This window comes from Bacillus sp. MUM 116, assembly GCF_001866655.1.
Taxonomy (GTDB): Bacteria; Bacillota; Bacilli; order Bacillales; family Cytobacillaceae; genus Neobacillus.
Genome location: NZ_MLYR01000017.1, coordinates 98,694 through 114,572, shown reverse-complemented (window position 1 = coordinate 114,572; position 15,879 = coordinate 98,694). Strand labels below are relative to the sequence as shown.

The window sequence follows — 15,879 nt, the reverse complement described above, 5'->3', positions numbered from 1 at the left end:
ATTTATTCATCTGGCTCCTTTCTTAAGATTCAAAACTAAATCGTTCATTTCTGATTTCCCTTGAATTAGTTGAATCATTTCTGAAATGGTCAATTCACTATTGAATTAAATTCTAAAAGGAAAAATAATTAGTTCCTCTTCCATATGTGTTTCCGGTTCTTGTTAATATGGTGGGATGGGTATGCGTTGGACAACTTTAAGAGGCATAAAAATATGTCCATGCAAGCAGGCTTACATTTTTCCATAAACTTGAAAAAGATGGCCCCCTTAACATGGAAAAGTCTAGAAATGGCCTAATAATATGTATAGGAAAGGTCTATATTCTGCTCTTATGTGCAAAAAATAACAAAAGGCATCCAAATGAGCCCATTCGGATGCCTATTGTCTACTCTGAAATGAGCTTAAAAGCTCCTCTTAAAAGGTTTTAAAAACTTTAAATTCATTCCCGACATCATCTATTTTCCAGCCTTGATCGGCCATAAGTGGTTTGATTTTCTCATACCGTACAGCAGTAGTTTGATAGGTGGGAGGAGAGCTCTGAAACCTCTTATAAAAGAAGCAAATTATCTTAACAAATCGGTTAAATAAATCATTGTAATAAATCCTAATATAAAGATTTTTTATTTCTCAGTAGTCTTAGACTATTTACAATGACTAAAATAGTGCTTCCTTCATGACCGACGACACCTAATGGTAAATCCACTGCCTGTAAAAAATTCGAAGCGATAAGAAGTACGATGACACTGATTGAAAAAATGATGTTCTGTTTAACAATTCTATTCATCCTTTTGGATAGGTGAATTGCTTCGGAAATCCTTGGTAAATCGTTTTTCATCAGGACAATATCTGCTGTCTCAAGTGCCACGTCGGTTCCGCCCCCCATGGCAATCCCCACATTTGCGGTTGCAAGTGCAGGAGCATCGTTAATCCCATCGCCAACCATAGCAACATTCCCAAGTCTCACTTTAAGTTGTTTCAGATGTTCCACCTTGTTTTCCGGCAAGCATTCAGCAATGTATTCATCTACATGACTTTCATCGGAAATCACTTTCGCTGTTTTGGTGCTATCTCCGGTCAACATGACTGTATAAATGCCTTGCGCTTTTAATTGATCAATCGCAAGTGTTGTTTCTTTCCGAACCCGATCCATAAGACCAATACATGCCACTATCTTTCCGGCTTTTTGTACAAAAACAACAGTTTTCCCCTCACCGGGAAGTCTCTTTGCTGATTGTTCAGCGAATTGTTCAGAGTCTTCTTCTCCAACAAATCCAGCTTTACCGATTTTCCACTCTTCTTGATCAATTATCGCTTTAACTCCCCAGCCAGCTAAATCCTCAATACTTTCTGGATGAATGAGGTCATCTGCTAATTTTTCCTTTGCATACTTCACAATGGCATTGGCAAGTGGATGGGTGGAGTGGCTTTCAATCGATGCAGCTATCCGTAAGACGTCTTCATCATCAAGCCCTTTTTGAACGATAAAATCTGTTACCTCCGGCTTTCCCTTTGTCAACGTACCCGTTTTGTCAAAGGCAATGGCTTTCAAATGGCTTAAATTCTCTAAGTGAGCTCCGCCTTTAAAAAGAATTCCGTGTCTGGCACCATTGGAAATTGCTGATAAAGTTGCCGGCATAATGGAGGCGACAAGGGCACACGGAGAAGCCACTACAAGTAAAACCATAGCCCGGTAAAAGGTTTCAACCCAGCTCCAATCAAGCAGATAATGGGGGATAAACATCATCACTGCCACTACGGCCAGAACAACTTTTACGTAAGTTCCTTCAAACTTTTCGATAAATAACTGGGAAGGAGCTTTTTCGCTTTGCGCTGACTGAATTAACTCAATAATCTTTTGGAATAAAGTTTCATTCGCCGGTTTTGTGATTTGAATTGTGATCGAACCGTTTAAATTCACTGTTCCAGCGAACACCTCATCATGATTTCCTTTTGAAACAGGAAGGGACTCCCCTGTAATGGCCGCCTCATCAACGGTAGTCACCCCCTTGACAATTTTTCCATCGGAAGGCACTCGTTCCCCCGGTTTGATCAGAATTAAATCACCAATCGTTAATTCAGATACATTAATGCGTTCCTCCATTCCATTCGTAACGCGTAATGCTTCTTCAGGCTGAAGTTCCATTAATGACGAAATTTCTTTATGACTCTTGTTCATTGTATATGTTTCTAGAGCCCCACTTAAAGCAAAGATAAAGATTAAGATGGCTCCTTCAATCCAATAACCGATAATAGCAGATCCAATGGCTGCTAGAATCATCAGCATCTCGACATTAAGCTCTTTATTTGCAATCGTTTCTTCAATACCTTCCTTTGCTTTCGCAAAGCCCCCAATCACAAAAGCAAGTAGAAATAATATGACAGAAGGGACTTCAAAACCGTCTCGACGGAGTAACCATCCAAGAAAAATGAATACTCCGCATACAATTGCTGCAATTAGTTCTCCATTAGCTTTTATTCTCTCCCAAAGTTTTACCTGTGGCTGTGATTTATAACTTTTCAGTACTTGTGCTTGTGCTTGTGCTTCCATCCTCATATTTGTTTCAACCTCCGTTTCCTCTTAAACAATTTATTTTGTAATTTTTACTTTTTTGTAATTATTATAATATAGATTGTAATGAGAGTTTGATTGGGCGTCAACCATAAATGATAAATTTTTTTATAATTGAGAACGATAGTCATCTAGAAATCAAATATTTATAATGATAATCATTATCTTTTACAATTAATAACGATAATTATTATTATTTGATCTTTAATATAAACAGAATACATTTCTTTATCTTATGAACAAATACATGTTTTGACCGTTTTTAGCAACAGTGAATTTTGTCGAATGTTTGTCTCACACTAAAAAGTTGCGTGCACACAAAAATTGTTTACAAAGACAAGAAACCAAGTTAAAATAGTTCCATAAATTAATTAGTAAATTTTACAAGCAAAAAGTTGTACTAAGGAAAATTATTTAACTTAGTACACATTTTTTGGGAGGGATGATTAATGGATACTCAACAGGAATATGTGGTAAAAGAGCATGGCTGGTTAAAGCAAAGCTCGAATGTGAGCTTAGAAGAGATAAATAATACAGTAAGTGTTCCAAGTAAAGGAGGATTCTGGCGTAAGCTGCTTGCCTTTATGGGGCCTGGCTCATTAGTAGCCGTTGGGTATGTAGACCCAGGAAACTGGGCAACTTCCATCGCAGGAGGGGCACGTTTTGGTTACACTTTGTTGATTATCATTTTACTTTCTAACTTAATTGCTATGCTTCTCTAGGCTTTGTCAGCAAAACTTGGGATTGTCACAGGAAGAGATCTCGCCCAGGCAACTAGGGATGCAACGGGGAAGAATACAGCCTTTGTACTTTGGATATTAACCGAATTAGCCATTATTGCAACAGATTTGGCCGAGGTTATTGGTTCAGCCATTGCCTTAAATTTATTATTTGGCATTCCGTTATTACTCGGTATAGCCATAACTACATTAGATGTGTTGCTTCTACTTTATTTGCAAAAGAAAAGCTTTCGTATCATTGAATCTATTGTCATCGTATTAATGGTTACAATATTTGTTGTATTTGCATTTGAAGTAATTGTATCAAAACCGGAAATTGCTGCTTTATTCGGTGGATATGTTCCTAAACCTGAAATTGTCACAAATCCACAAATGCTCTTTATTTCTTTAGGTATATTAGGAGCAACAGTAATGCCGCATAATTTATATTTGCATTCTTCTATAGTACAAACCAGACAATATAAGAGAACAACAGAGGGAAAAAGAGAAGCCATTAAATTTTCTCTTATTGATTCCACCTTTTCATTAACCGTTGCTTTTCTTATTAACTCCGCTATTTTGATTTTGGGAGCGGCCGCTTTTTATGGTACAAATTTAGATGTATCCGAAATCGAAGCAGCATATGAATTACTTAGTCCTACGCTCGGAGTAGGTATAGCGAGTACTTTATTTGCAGTTGCCTTACTTGCTTCCGGTCAAAATGCAACCATTACTGGAACGATTAGCGGTCAAATTGTTATGGAAGGATTTATTCATTTACGAATTTCACCGTGGCTTCGCCGCTTAATTACACGGTTATTGGCTGTTATTCCAGCCTTTATTGTAACTTGGCTTGCAGGTTCTAAAGGAACAGGTGAATTACTGTTATGGAGTCAAGTGGTCCTAAGCTTAGCACTTCCATTTGCCGTTATTCCTTTAGTAATATTTACAAGCGATAAAAAGAAAATGGGGGAATTTGCGAACAAATTACCTACGAAAATATTAGCATGGGTATGTACCGGTGTAATCGTTGTATTGAATATATTCTTAATTGGATATATTGTTGTAACAGGCCAAGATTTAGGTTAAAAAGACAGAGGGGACGACTTTCAACCGTCTGTTCTATGTATAACCAAAAAGCTGATTGGGTCAGATCACCAAATCAGCTTTTTGGTTTCTTATTTTAGTGGTCCACCCAGGACTTTATTTTAACTTGTAATTTAAAGCGAAACAGGCAATGTCATTATAAAAAAAAGGGACAGATCCTTGTTTTCAGCGTTTTGTTGGCAGTACAGCCTTTATTTTGAATGAATGGGCAAAATTATTCGAACCTTTGTACCACCGTTTCCGGGCTCACTGGAAATGGCTACCCCATAGCCTTCCCCATAAATCAACTGAATCCGCTCATGGACATTCCGTACACCGATTCCGGAGAAAAGCTGCTGATTTCGCTTTGTATTCGGAAACTTATTGTCCGCTTCTACTTCCAATCCATCCCCGTTATCTACTACTTCACAAATTAAGTGATCCCCGTCCCGCCAAACCAATACATTGATATAACCTTCCGCTTTCCGGTTAAACCCATGGAAAAATGAGTTCTCCATAAACGGCTGTAAAATCAGTTTCGGAATTTGAAAGTCCATACAATCCGGTGCTAGAAAATAGTTTACTTTAATCCGGTCGCCATAGCGTTTTTGATTAATCAGTACGTAATTTTTCAAGTTCTCGATCTCTTGTTTAACAGTAATGGTTTCACTCACATTGCCGATTGTATTTTGCAGTAAAGATATTAGGGCATTTATGGTCGCTTCTGTCTCTTGTTTTTCACCCTGATTTACCATAAATTTGATAGTTGTCAGGGTATTGTATAAAAAATGCGGGTTAATTTGCTGCTGCAAGGCAGCCAGTTCGGCGTTGCGCTTTTCCTTCTGAGACAGTATCAATTGTTCTACATACTCATGAAGTTCATCAAGCATGGAATTAAAGGCATTGCCAATTTGCCTTGTTTCGTAAGTGCCTGACACCGAAACATATTTATCAAAGTCATACTTTGGCGCACTGCCAATTTGCTTGACTAAACTCGATAACGAATTGGTCAGCCTTCTCGAGGCAAGGAAAACAATGATAAGCGCCAACAAAACAATGGCCATCGCAACGAGGGCAATCTCCTTTTTGTTGATTAAATCACCGAATGCAGTTTGCTTGTCAATCACATTAAAAAGGTACATATCAAATGTAGGAAGATAGTCCATTAAAATAATTTGATTTTTCCCCATAAATTTGCCGACGATGTAATGGTGTGATTGATCCTTGAGTTTATCTGCATAGCCTAAAAGCTCTTTTGATTTTTCTCCAATTAGTTTCTCTTCATCACTTGAGACAATCGCTCCAGACTTGTCCACTAGAAATACATGATTGCCGGGACTTGTATAGTTGCTATAAAATTGGCGGAACTCACTTTCTTTAATTCCAACATACATCGAACCATAGACGATTCCAGAAATCCGGTCCATTAAAGCCTTGGAAGCTACGATAAACCACTTGTCTCCTGTTTCAGTTTTTGGCCGCTGATCGTATTGGAACATCAGTTTTTTCGGCTGCTCAAGTGTGTTCCTGACAAGGATACTCTTTTTCAATTCTTGATCAGGAATCGTCCAAACATTCCGATCAGTTCGGAAGCTTACTCCATTTCTACCTAAAAGGATGATCTCCACTTCATAAGGATCCAAATTGGACTGAATGTGTTTTAACTGCTGGCCCATCGTATAAAAAGAGGTCATTTGTTGGACAGCTGTTTGTTTTTCCGTAAAAACGGACCGAATTGTACCGCTTTCAAGAATATTGTTTGCGGCAGTGACAATCGAGTAATTAAATGCTTCAAAGCGGTCTTTTACCTGACTCATTACTTTTTCATTCATAATACTAAATCTTTGGAAGAAAAATTGCTCTGCCATGTGAATGGTTGTCCAAGCAATCGTCGTGGACACAATGATAATAATCACCATTGTGATTAGGAACATTTTCATTAATAGCCCGTTCTGTTTAAAGCGTTCAGGAAGAAGTCTCATCGTTACCATCTCTTATCTGAAGTGTTGTTTTCTTTTAAATTGGCTGGGAGACAATCCCTTTATTTTTTTAAATACTTTACAAAAATAACTATGATCGGAATAACCAACCATCGCGCTGATATCGGATATGTTTGCTTCACCTTTAACAAGCAGTTTCGCCGCTTCTTCAATGCGGATTTTATTCACATATTCAACGAAGCCTTCATTATTATGTGTCGAAAAATAGTTTGAAAGATAAGAAGGATTAAAATGAAAATGCTTTGCTACGTCCTTTAAGGTTAATGGTTCTGCATAATGGTCCATGATGTATTCCAGCAATTTTTTCATATTAAGATTTTCAGGCTGATTTTGGGACGATTCGAGACATTTCTTAACTTCTTCGATAAAACGATTCAGCAGCTGGAGCGTTTCACCTGCTGTTTGCGCATCATCAATCAAGCGGAAATACGAGTATCTGGCATTCTCTAATTCCTTTACATTGTATTCCATATTGCTAAGAAGAACGGTAATGTTAAAAATGATGTTCCCAAAAAAGGCTTTATATTCAAAAACATCCATTGTATAGAGCCTGGATAAGGATTGAGCATGATTCGTTAAATAACTTAAGGCGGAGTCAAATTGCCTGCGCTTAAATTCGCCTGTAAACCACTCCAGATTAAAATGATCCGGTGCATCAAGCAGCTTTGGCAGATTTTTATCCATTAAAAGTGTGATATCCGGCAAATAAAATTGATAATTAAATAGTTTTAATAGGCTTTCTTTGCACCTGCTGCCGACTTGAGAAAAATCACTGAATACCTCTGTTAATGCAAAACTAATGGCAGGATCGGACTTTGCCAGTTGATAAGCCAATTCTATGACTTTGGTTATTTCTTCGCTGTTTATATTAATGAGGAATGCACTAATATCCTGATTAACGGTAAAGAAAGTGTGGGCGGCTTCTTTCAGGTTTGTTTTGAGGACTTTCTCGATTTCCTCCTTTACTCCGTCAGATGCTTCGGACTCCCTTTTCAAATTCTTGACACCTAACAAACAGAAATGGCTGTACGGAAACACATTGGTGATGGCTGCCGGATTATAAGGGGCGTCATATCCTGAAATCAATTTTTGAATAATTTGTCCGATTGAAGGATTGGCGTCTGCTTTCTCCCCTTCATTTTGAAGCGAGGGAATTCTGTGTCGGGCCGTATTCAATGCCTTTAATAGACTATTAGCATCAAGCTTCGGTTTTAAGATGTAATCAACCACACCGTTTTGGAAGGTAGATCTTACATAATCGAATTCTCCAAAACTACTAAGAATGATGATTTCAGTATGTGGATATTTCTCCTTTACCACTCTCGTTAATTCTTCTCCATCCATGATGGGCATTACAATATCCGTGATCATCACATGAGGATTTGTTTCTTCGATTAATTCAAGTGCTTCCTGACCATTTGCGGCCTCGCCAACAATTAAAAAGCCTTCTTTTTCCCAATCGATATAATGTTTTATCCCTTGTCTTATTAATAATTCATCATCTACAATAAGCGTTCTGCATAGTTCTGGAGTTGTCATGGAAATCCCCCCCCCTCTTAAAAAGCAACAAAGTTTTTTTCGAATGGTTCGTTTCTCCTATTTTAGCACAAAAAAATGCAGGCAAAATTATCGCCTGCATTTTCTTTCTTATTTGGATAATAGTGCAAGTGTCGTGTCCAATAGGACGTTTACACCTTTTTCACATTCTTCCCATGTGGTCAGCTCTTCCTCGCAATGACTTTTACCATTTTTGCTTGGAACGAACAGCATCGCTGTTGGAACAAGGCTTGCAATAAATTGAGCGTCATGTCCTGCACCGCTCACCATACGCTTATTGGAATAGCCTAACGACTGGGCAGACTGCTCAAAGTGATTCACCACTCCTTCATCAAACCAAACGGTATCACGTTCCCACAGCTTCGTTACTTTAACATCACAACCCTCGCTTAAGCCGAGATGTGGCAGGCTTTGGACAAATTCCTTAAAGGTGCTGACAATCTCTGTATCCTTATGACGGGCTTCCAATGAAAAGACTACCTTATTCGGAATGACTGTATGGATGCTTGGGTAAACATTAACCCGGCCGATGGTAAATACCAAATCCTCGTCTAATGAGCCTAAACGGCTGCGGATTTCATTGATCAGATTATTGGTCGCAAATAATGCATCTTTTCTCATATTCATCGGGGTAGTTCCAGCATGATCGGATTCACCTGTTACTTCGATTTCAAAGCAGGCCATTCCGACAACACATTCGACCACGCCAATAGAAAGTGCTTCTTTTTCAAGTATTGGCCCTTGTTCAATATGCAATTCCAAAAGAGCAGTTGCTTCTTTCAAGCGGTTCGCTTCATCACCAACATAACCGATTCTCTTTAGCGCTTCCCCAAAGGTAATGCCGTCCGCATCTTTCTTTTGCAACATGGTGGCTTTATCGAATTTGCCGGCAATAACACCGGATGCCATCATCGATGGTTCGAATCTCGCACCCTCTTCATTTGTCCAGTTCACAATTGTAATTGGAATTTTCGGCTTTACGCCATTTTCCACGAGGGTTCTGACTACTTCTAATCCAGCAACGACCCCTAATACTCCATCAAAACGGCCGCCTTTTTTTACTGTGTCCAGATGCGAACCGATGACGATTGGCGGTTTATCTTCTGTTCCTGCTAAGGTGGCGTACATGCAGCCCATGTCATCGACCTTAACCGTTAATCCAAGTTCTTCACAGCAGGACCTGAAATAATTTCTGACCAAACGATCTTGCTCTGATAGGGCAAGGCGAGTGACCCCATTGTTTTCTGTACGGCCAAAATCTGCGAACCGTTCCAACTCCTGGTGAAACCTTTCACCATTAACCAATAACTTTTGACGTTGCATGATTAACCACTCCTTTATTTATACTGATAGTTTTGCAGACATTTTTCTAACACTTGTTTTATCTAAAAAATGTAAGCGTATTCAGTTTTTTTAAGAAAGCCAGTTATTCTTGTTCAAAAAGTTATAACTTTATGTAAGTATTCAGAGTTATATATTAAATTATAAACTATTCCAGTTGGTTGTCATTAGACAAAACATAAAATCTTTTCCATGAATTGTTTTATAGTTTGTAAAGTTTTTCTCAACAAAAAAATGGGAGGCATTGCCCCCCATTTTTTATGGATTGATTTTTGTTTTAAACACTTGTTTTCCATTTTTATATTCTAAGATTGTTGCTGATTTAATTGGGTTATGATTTTTGTCAATAGATACAATTCCTGTTACAAGTGATAGATCTTTAGTTTCTGCTAAAGCATCTTTAATCTTTGTTGAATCGGTGCTTCCGGCGCGTTTAATTGCATCAGCCAATAGATAAACTGTATCATAGCCAAGCGCGTTAAAGGCGTTCGGTAATTCCCCTTTGTTCTTGTCTTTAAAAGTAGTTACAAATGTTTGAATCTTTTTCTCCGGGTCTTCAGATGAATAATGGTTTGTGATAAACGTGTTATTCAAAGCTGCTGCTCCGGCAATTTCAACTAATTTAGGAGAATCCCAGCCGTCTGCTCCCATCAATGGAACGTTGATGCCTAATTCGCGTGCTTGCTTCACAATTAAACCTACTTCTTCATAATATCCCGGGATAAAAATGAATTCAGGGTTTTTTGCTTTAATTCGTGTTAATGTAGAACGGAAATCTGTATCCTTTGCAATATAGGCTTCTTCTGTTACAACTTTTCCGCCGGCAGCTTCAAACGTCTTTTTAAAAGCTGCTGAAAGCCCTTTTGCATAATCACTGGAACTATCTGCAAAAATCGCTGCATTTTTAACCTTAAGTTTTTTTGCTGCAAAGTTAGCTGCTACTGTTCCTTGGAATGGATCAATAAACGAAGTACGGAAAACAAAATCATTTAATTTTCCATTATCTCCGACCGTTACATTTGGACTTGTTCCAGATGGAGTCAATAAAACTGTTTTATTATCATTTGCAATTTGGGCCTGCGCAACCGTGTCACCACTGGTAGCAGCACCAATAATTGCATTTACATGGTCTTGGCTAGTTAATTTGATGGCACCATTAGTCGCTTCGGCAGCATCAGATTTATTATCCACTTTTACAACATCAATCTTTTTGCCGTCAATGCCACCCTTTTTATTGATTTCATCGACCGCAATATTAATCCCGTCAGCCAGTGATTCGCCGTAGGATGCAACACCGCCTGAGAGCTCCAAGTTTACCCCGATTTTGATGGATTTACTGTTATCAGAGCCTGTGCTTGAAGCGCCATTCGCTCCTGAGCATCCAGCTAGAATTCCAGCCACTAAGCTCGAAGCCATAAAAAGTTTTGCCATTTGCTTCTTCATAAATATAATCTCCCTTTTCTGATGTAATCTTGATGTAATTTTTCTATTTTTTTAATGTTTTCAGAATATAGCTTATGGGCAACCCTGTCAATAGTTTTTTCAGAATAATTTTTATATTAAATTTTCCATCCAACGACTGGCGTCCACCACAGGAGGACAAATCGTCTAAATGTCCATGAACGGTGCCTGTCACCTGACGTATTCGAGGTCGAATTCGGTTTGGGTGTTGAGCTTGAGGTCTTTTGGGATTTTCAGGTAAAGGATGCCTTGGCTTTCATAGAAGCTGGACTCATGCTTGAACCAGCCGGAACCGGTAAATTGGTTGACGGTGAATGCATTTTCAAACTGGGAGAATTTTAGTTCTACTCTGTCTTGTTCGCCAAGCATGAGTGTATTCTCATATAATTGTATTCTAATTGGGCGCTTCTTCTCAGTAATTTCCCGATGATCTATACTTGACCTTGTTTGATAGTAGGTAGCTTCGATTTTCCCATCATTATCCTTTTTCCGTTCCACAACAACCCTTGCATTGAAGAACCCTTCGTTTTCTGACTTGATTTCAAGATTTCTTCCCTGATAATCAAAGGCCCACTTCTTCACGACAAATTGATTTCCGGATTCAGCAATTTTTCCTTCTAAAGCAGCTACGTATAATTCTGAATTTTCCTGATCAAGATCTTTATCTTTAACTATTTTTCTATCCGCCATCATGCCAGTCACAGGATTTGCTACATCTATAAAAAAACTGATCAATAAAACCGTAATATAGCTTCCTAAAATCCAGTAAACTCTTCTTTTAAAATTATATTTTCCTTTTCTCTTCCCGCTTCCTTTCATCACTTTTACCACTAAAAAGGTGATTACCATTACGATAAAAATAATCAAGATGATTGGTATAAGCAGATTAGCAAGCATCAAGACCTTACCTCCATTCGGTTCGATAAAATGACCGAACTGTAAAATAGCAGTGCTATAGCCACGATGATTTTAACAATAAAAATAGAAAGAGATGATTCAGTAAACAAAATTCCTAATAGCTTTATAAATAGTTTTTCTTTTCCAAAAGCCCCTCCTAATAAAACAGCAGGTAGTATAACGATGAAAAGTTTATGGATTTGAACAAGCATTCCGACAAAATAACCTAACGCACAAAAAAGGAAAAGGTACAAACACGTTGTTAGGATGCCGAGCATGAATTCTACTGGAACACCCATTGTGCTTAGGGGTGCAACAAACTGATAATTCAAAACATACACCATTATTATTTTTAACAAAGAGGCGGACAGCATCGCGGTAACACCACCGATGACACTTCCTGTAAGCAAAAATAATATATTCGATAAATTACTACTGATTCGATTCGTCACAAAAGCGAAATCGTCATAACGATATGCTTTTGTGGTCAAATTAATGGCGGTAATAAATCCCCATAATAATGTAAAAACGACGACAATATCTGCTGAATAATATTTAACACTGATATTAATACTCTGACTGCCTGACCCCATCATCCCCACACCACCAATGGAAAAAAGAATCGCAATCCCCTGAACAATGACTAAGGAGATAAAAGCTTGCTGGTAAGCTTTCAGTTTATAAACAAATTGCTGTTTTACAACATGACCCAGACTAGGATTTGACAAAGACATCATCAATTTCCCCTCCTATTTTTCCAGTTAAATAGACACATAGATCGCTAGATTCAACAGCGCTAACCTCAATCCCATTTGCCCGAATCTCTGTTATTTCCTCTTGGGAAAAATCATTTTTCACCACTGCATATAAATGGTCCTGACCAATGGGCTGGGAATGAAGGATTCCAAAATCTTTTATCCTTTCCTTTACCATTTGTGCCTTTCCTCGCAGACCAACCGCCCACTCCTTCAAATCAGCAGCTGGCATATGGAGTAGTTCTTTTCCATCTTTTATCAGAAGAATATCCTCAATTAAATCTTCTATTTCGTTTAAGTGATGACTTGAAATGATAATCGTCCGGGGATAGGCAATATAATCCTTTAGTAAGGCACGATAAAAATCCTTACGCACAGCCGCATCCATTCCCGATGTTGGTTCATCAAAGATGGTTAACGGGCATTTAGCAGCTAATCCTAAAATCATCTTAAAAGTACTTTTCATACCTTTTGAAAGACCATTAAATTGCTGAAGTGGGTAGAAGGAGAAATAGTCAAATAGACGATAGGCAAGCTCCTCATCCCAATTTTCATAAAAGCTTGAGGCAGTTTCTAGGATTTCTTTCAGGCATAACACCGAAGGGAATTCCATTTCCTCATGTATGAAAATGGTGTTTGCTGAAACCTTAAGGTTATTAAAGGGTTTTTCTGTAAAAACCTTTATTCCCCCGGATGTTTCTTTTAAATGACCGGCAATGGTTTTAAGCAGCGTAGTTTTTCCAGCCCCGTTTCTGCCAATCAGTCCAGTAATTTTATTTTCTGCAATTTGAAATGTTATTCTATTTAAGGCATTCTTTTGCCCGTAGACTTTTATCAATCCCTCGCATTCTATTACATTCATTCCTCTTCCTCCCCGATTTCTTCCTTTCGAATCATTTCGATTAATTCATCTTTACTTACATTGAGCCTTTTCGCTTCAATGACGATTTCCGAGACTAGGCGTTTGAGCGTTTGATTCTTCCGCTTTTTTAGGATCCTGTCTTTTGCGGTGTTTGCAACAAACATTCCAAGTCCGCGTTTTTTATAGAGAATCTCTTCATCCGCTAATAGATTGAGGCCCTTTGCAGCTGTCGCCGGATTAATATTAAACATCTCTGCGAGCTGATATTGCGAATAGATTTTTTGATCCTTTTCGAAATTGCCGTTTAATATTTCCGTCTCCAGCCACTCAGAAATCTGCACATAAATCGGCTTCGTACCATCCAAATGAGGAATCACCCTGCTCCTCCCTCCCTAACACAGTACATTAGTGTTGTAATGTAGTATATTATAATTTCCAAATACATACAATACATTTATGGAAATTACTTCAACAAATATAAAAAAATGCCTGTCATATGTAAAAATATACAAATGACAGGCACTTTTAACCAATTCAGTTTTTATCTTATCCAAAATGTCCTCCTAATAAGGACAAAATGGGTATTTTGTCCACGAACGGTGACAGGCACCATGTTTTTATGCTTCTATGACTTTAGAATTTTGGTAAACTTCTTTTTCGAATTCTCCTGTGGCCTTACTTGTTAGTACACCAGCTGTCATCGCCCCGCTGACGTTCAGGGCTGTACGTCCCATGTCAATCAACGGTTCAACAGAGATTAATAACCCAACAATCGCAATTGGAAGGTTTAATACTGATAATACAATCAGTGCTGCAAATGTCGCACCACCACCCACTCCAGCCACACCAAAAGAGCTAAGGGCTACAACAAGGATTAGAGTGAGAATAAAGGATGGACTTGTCGGGTTAATCCCCGCAGATGGAGCCACCATTACAGCCAACATTGCCGGGTAGATACCTGCACATCCGTTTTGGCCAATGGAAAGTCCAAATGAAGCTGCAAAGTTTGCAATCCCTTCAGAAACTCCAAAATCCTTTGTAAGTGTTTTGGTTGTTAAAGGTAATGTTCCCGCGCTAGTACGAGATGTAAAGGCAAACGTTAAAGTTGGCAAGCCTTTTTTCACATATTGAACAGGGCTAAGTTTTGCAAGTGACAATAATAATAAATGGACAATAAACATAAGAATAAGTGCTGCATAGGAAGCAATAACAAACTTGCCTAATTTCGCAATAGCTTCGTAATCACTTGTTGCTGATACTTTCGTAATAATTGCTAGAATCCCATACGGTGTTAAACGAAGAATAAGTGTTACAACTCGCATGATGATGGCGTATAAAGTATCTATGATTTTAGCAAAAAATTCCCCTTGCTCTTCGTTCTTCTTTCTTACTCCTAAATAAGCAATACCGATAAACGCTGCAAAAATAACTACCGCTATTGTAGACGTAGGGCGTGCACCCGTTAAATCTTGGAATGGATTGCTTGGAAATAGCTGCAATATTTGCTGCGGGATTGTCGCATCTTTCACGCTAACAACGGTTTCCTTTAATTCTGCATTACGAGCAGCTTCTGCATCACCTTGATTTAAATGAATGCCGTCAAGCCCAAACCCTAATGCTGATCCAATACCGATGGCTGCAGCAATAGCGGTTGTGCCCAGGAGCAGACCAATAACCAAGAAACTGATTTTCCCAATATTTTTAGTAATCTTTAGCTTTGTAAAAGCACCCACGATGGAAATAAAAACGAGCGGCATGACCACCATCTGTAATAGTTTTACATACCCACTGCCAACAATACTAAACCAATCAATGGTGCTTACCGTAATATCAGATGTTGTTCCATAAATTTGATGTATAACTAAACCAAATATAAGACCTAAACCTAAAGCCGTGAACACGCGTTTGGAAAATGATACATGCTTTTTTTGCATTAGGAACAATCCAGAAATAAGCAATAATAACACGACTATATTGACAATAACTAGAATAGTATTCATAACAACTCCCCCTTTTTTCCACTTTTTATTTATAAGGGAATTTTATTACATATATTCCAATCGGTCAAGTCGGAATTAGAAAATAAATTCAATTTTTAAAAAAATCGGTCCTGTCACCAGTGAAGATTTCACATGGTGACAGGCACCGTTCGTGGACATTTAGCTTATTTTGTCCATTCTGCGTGGACATAGTTGTCGTAACCGCTGTATCAATATTTCGGCAAACTTTCGGCACCTTTTAAGGTCTTGTAATTGCGGTGCTAACTCCACCTTCAAGGTAACCGCCAATTCGCTGTGGACATAAAGCATGTCCCGGAATTTGTCGACGGCCCCGCAATAGTGGGGATAGAATTGATCCCCCGTTCCAAATACACCGGTGACGATTGAGTGGGTGTCCTGGGTTTCAAATGCTCGGAATAAAGGCTGCATTTCTTCAGGGATCTCCCCGTTTCCCCACGTATAAGTTCCGACCACCACTGCATCAAATTGGCCTAATCTTTTTTGCGGAAACTCTCCAACTGAAAACAACTTTACATCTATTTCATAGTCCTTGAGTAAACCACCTAAAATAACAGCAAGATCTTTTGTATTCCCTGTAACGGAGGTATAAACGATGGCTAGCTTCATCCCCG

11 protein-coding genes and 1 pseudogene are annotated in these 15,879 nt (G+C 38.5%); 1 reads left to right on the top strand and 11 read right to left on the bottom strand.

The window, feature by feature from the left end; translation table 11 throughout:
* Positions 1-604: 604 nt before the first annotated feature.
* Entirely contained in the window at positions 605-2,554 is a 1,950-nt protein-coding gene (locus tag BIV60_RS04435) for a heavy metal translocating P-type ATPase (RefSeq protein WP_071354507.1), read from the bottom strand.
* 464 nt (positions 2,555-3,018) lie between these two features.
* On the opposite strand from BIV60_RS04435, the pseudogene BIV60_RS04430 reads away from it, so the two are divergent.
* Positions 3,019-4,377: pseudogene (locus BIV60_RS04430) on the top strand (Nramp family divalent metal transporter).
* 209 nt (positions 4,378-4,586) lie between these two features.
* On the opposite strand, the gene BIV60_RS04425 reads toward BIV60_RS04430, so the two are convergent.
* The 10 genes from BIV60_RS04425 to BIV60_RS04380 all read right to left on the bottom strand — a co-directional run bounded on the left by BIV60_RS04425 (position 4,587) and on the right by BIV60_RS04380 (position 15,874).
* Positions 4,587-6,356, bottom strand: a complete 1,770-nt coding sequence (locus BIV60_RS04425; protein ID WP_256218296.1) for a cache domain-containing sensor histidine kinase — start codon at positions 6,354-6,356, stop codon at positions 4,587-4,589.
* 12 nt (positions 6,357-6,368) lie between these two features.
* Positions 6,369-7,913, bottom strand: a complete 1,545-nt coding sequence (locus tag BIV60_RS04420; RefSeq protein WP_071354505.1) for a response regulator transcription factor — start codon at positions 7,911-7,913, stop codon at positions 6,369-6,371.
* A gap of 108 nt (positions 7,914-8,021) precedes the next feature.
* A complete protein-coding gene (locus tag BIV60_RS04415; RefSeq protein WP_071354504.1) occupies positions 8,022-9,254 on the bottom strand; it encodes a Zn-dependent hydrolase in 1,233 nt (410 codons plus the stop codon).
* Between the two features lie 276 nt (positions 9,255-9,530).
* The gene (locus tag BIV60_RS04410) at positions 9,531-10,715 is read right to left on the bottom strand and encodes an ABC transporter substrate-binding protein (protein ID WP_071354503.1); all 1,185 of its coding nucleotides are present in this window, start codon (positions 10,713-10,715) and stop codon (positions 9,531-9,533) included.
* Between the two features lie 189 nt (positions 10,716-10,904).
* Positions 10,905-11,633, bottom strand: coding sequence for a hypothetical protein (locus BIV60_RS04405; protein ID WP_141770400.1), 729 nt, complete (start codon positions 11,631-11,633; stop codon positions 10,905-10,907).
* Positions 11,630-12,367, bottom strand: coding sequence for a hypothetical protein (locus tag BIV60_RS04400; protein ID WP_083402091.1), 738 nt, complete (start codon positions 12,365-12,367; stop codon positions 11,630-11,632). Before BIV60_RS04400 ends, BIV60_RS04405 begins: the two co-directional genes overlap by 4 nt.
* Positions 12,345-13,247 carry an ATP-binding cassette domain-containing protein gene (locus BIV60_RS04395; RefSeq protein ID WP_071354501.1) on the bottom strand — a complete coding sequence of 301 codons (903 nt, stop codon included), beginning with the start codon at positions 13,245-13,247 and terminating at the stop codon, positions 12,345-12,347. Before BIV60_RS04395 ends, BIV60_RS04400 begins: the two co-directional genes overlap by 23 nt.
* The gene (locus BIV60_RS04390; RefSeq protein WP_071354500.1) at positions 13,244-13,624 is read right to left on the bottom strand and encodes a GntR family transcriptional regulator; all 381 of its coding nucleotides are present in this window, start codon (positions 13,622-13,624) and stop codon (positions 13,244-13,246) included. Before BIV60_RS04390 ends, BIV60_RS04395 begins: the two co-directional genes overlap by 4 nt.
* Positions 13,625-13,864: 240 nt before the next feature.
* Positions 13,865-15,247, bottom strand: coding sequence for an L-cystine transporter (locus BIV60_RS04385; RefSeq protein ID WP_071354499.1), 1,383 nt, complete (start codon positions 15,245-15,247; stop codon positions 13,865-13,867).
* Positions 15,248-15,406: 159 nt separating this feature from the next.
* Positions 15,407-15,874, bottom strand: coding sequence for a flavodoxin domain-containing protein (locus tag BIV60_RS04380; protein WP_071354498.1), 468 nt, complete (start codon positions 15,872-15,874; stop codon positions 15,407-15,409).
* Positions 15,875-15,879 lie beyond the last annotated feature (5 nt).

Bases quoted from the DNA above. Each gene is read 5' to 3' on its own strand.
- BIV60_RS04435 (WP_071354507.1), bottom strand. From the start codon at position 2,554: ATGAGGATGGAAGCACAAGCACAAGCACAAGTACTGAAAAGTTATAAA.
- BIV60_RS04425 (WP_256218296.1), bottom strand. From the start codon at position 6,356: ATGAGACTTCTTCCTGAACGCTTTAAACAGAACGGGCTATTAATGAAA.
- BIV60_RS04420 (WP_071354505.1), bottom strand. From the start codon at position 7,913: ATGACAACTCCAGAACTATGCAGAACGCTTATTGTAGATGATGAATTA.
- BIV60_RS04415 (WP_071354504.1), bottom strand. From the start codon at position 9,254: ATGCAACGTCAAAAGTTATTGGTTAATGGTGAAAGGTTTCACCAGGAG.
- BIV60_RS04410 (WP_071354503.1), bottom strand. From the start codon at position 10,715: ATGAAGAAGCAAATGGCAAAACTTTTTATGGCTTCGAGCTTAGTGGCT.
- BIV60_RS04400 (WP_083402091.1), bottom strand. From the start codon at position 12,367: ATGATGTCTTTGTCAAATCCTAGTCTGGGTCATGTTGTAAAACAGCAA.
- BIV60_RS04395 (WP_071354501.1), bottom strand. From the start codon at position 13,247: ATGAATGTAATAGAATGCGAGGGATTGATAAAAGTCTACGGGCAAAAG.
- BIV60_RS04385 (WP_071354499.1), bottom strand. From the start codon at position 15,247: ATGAATACTATTCTAGTTATTGTCAATATAGTCGTGTTATTATTGCTT.
- BIV60_RS04380 (WP_071354498.1), bottom strand. From the start codon at position 15,874: ATGAAGCTAGCCATCGTTTATACCTCCGTTACAGGGAATACAAAAGAT.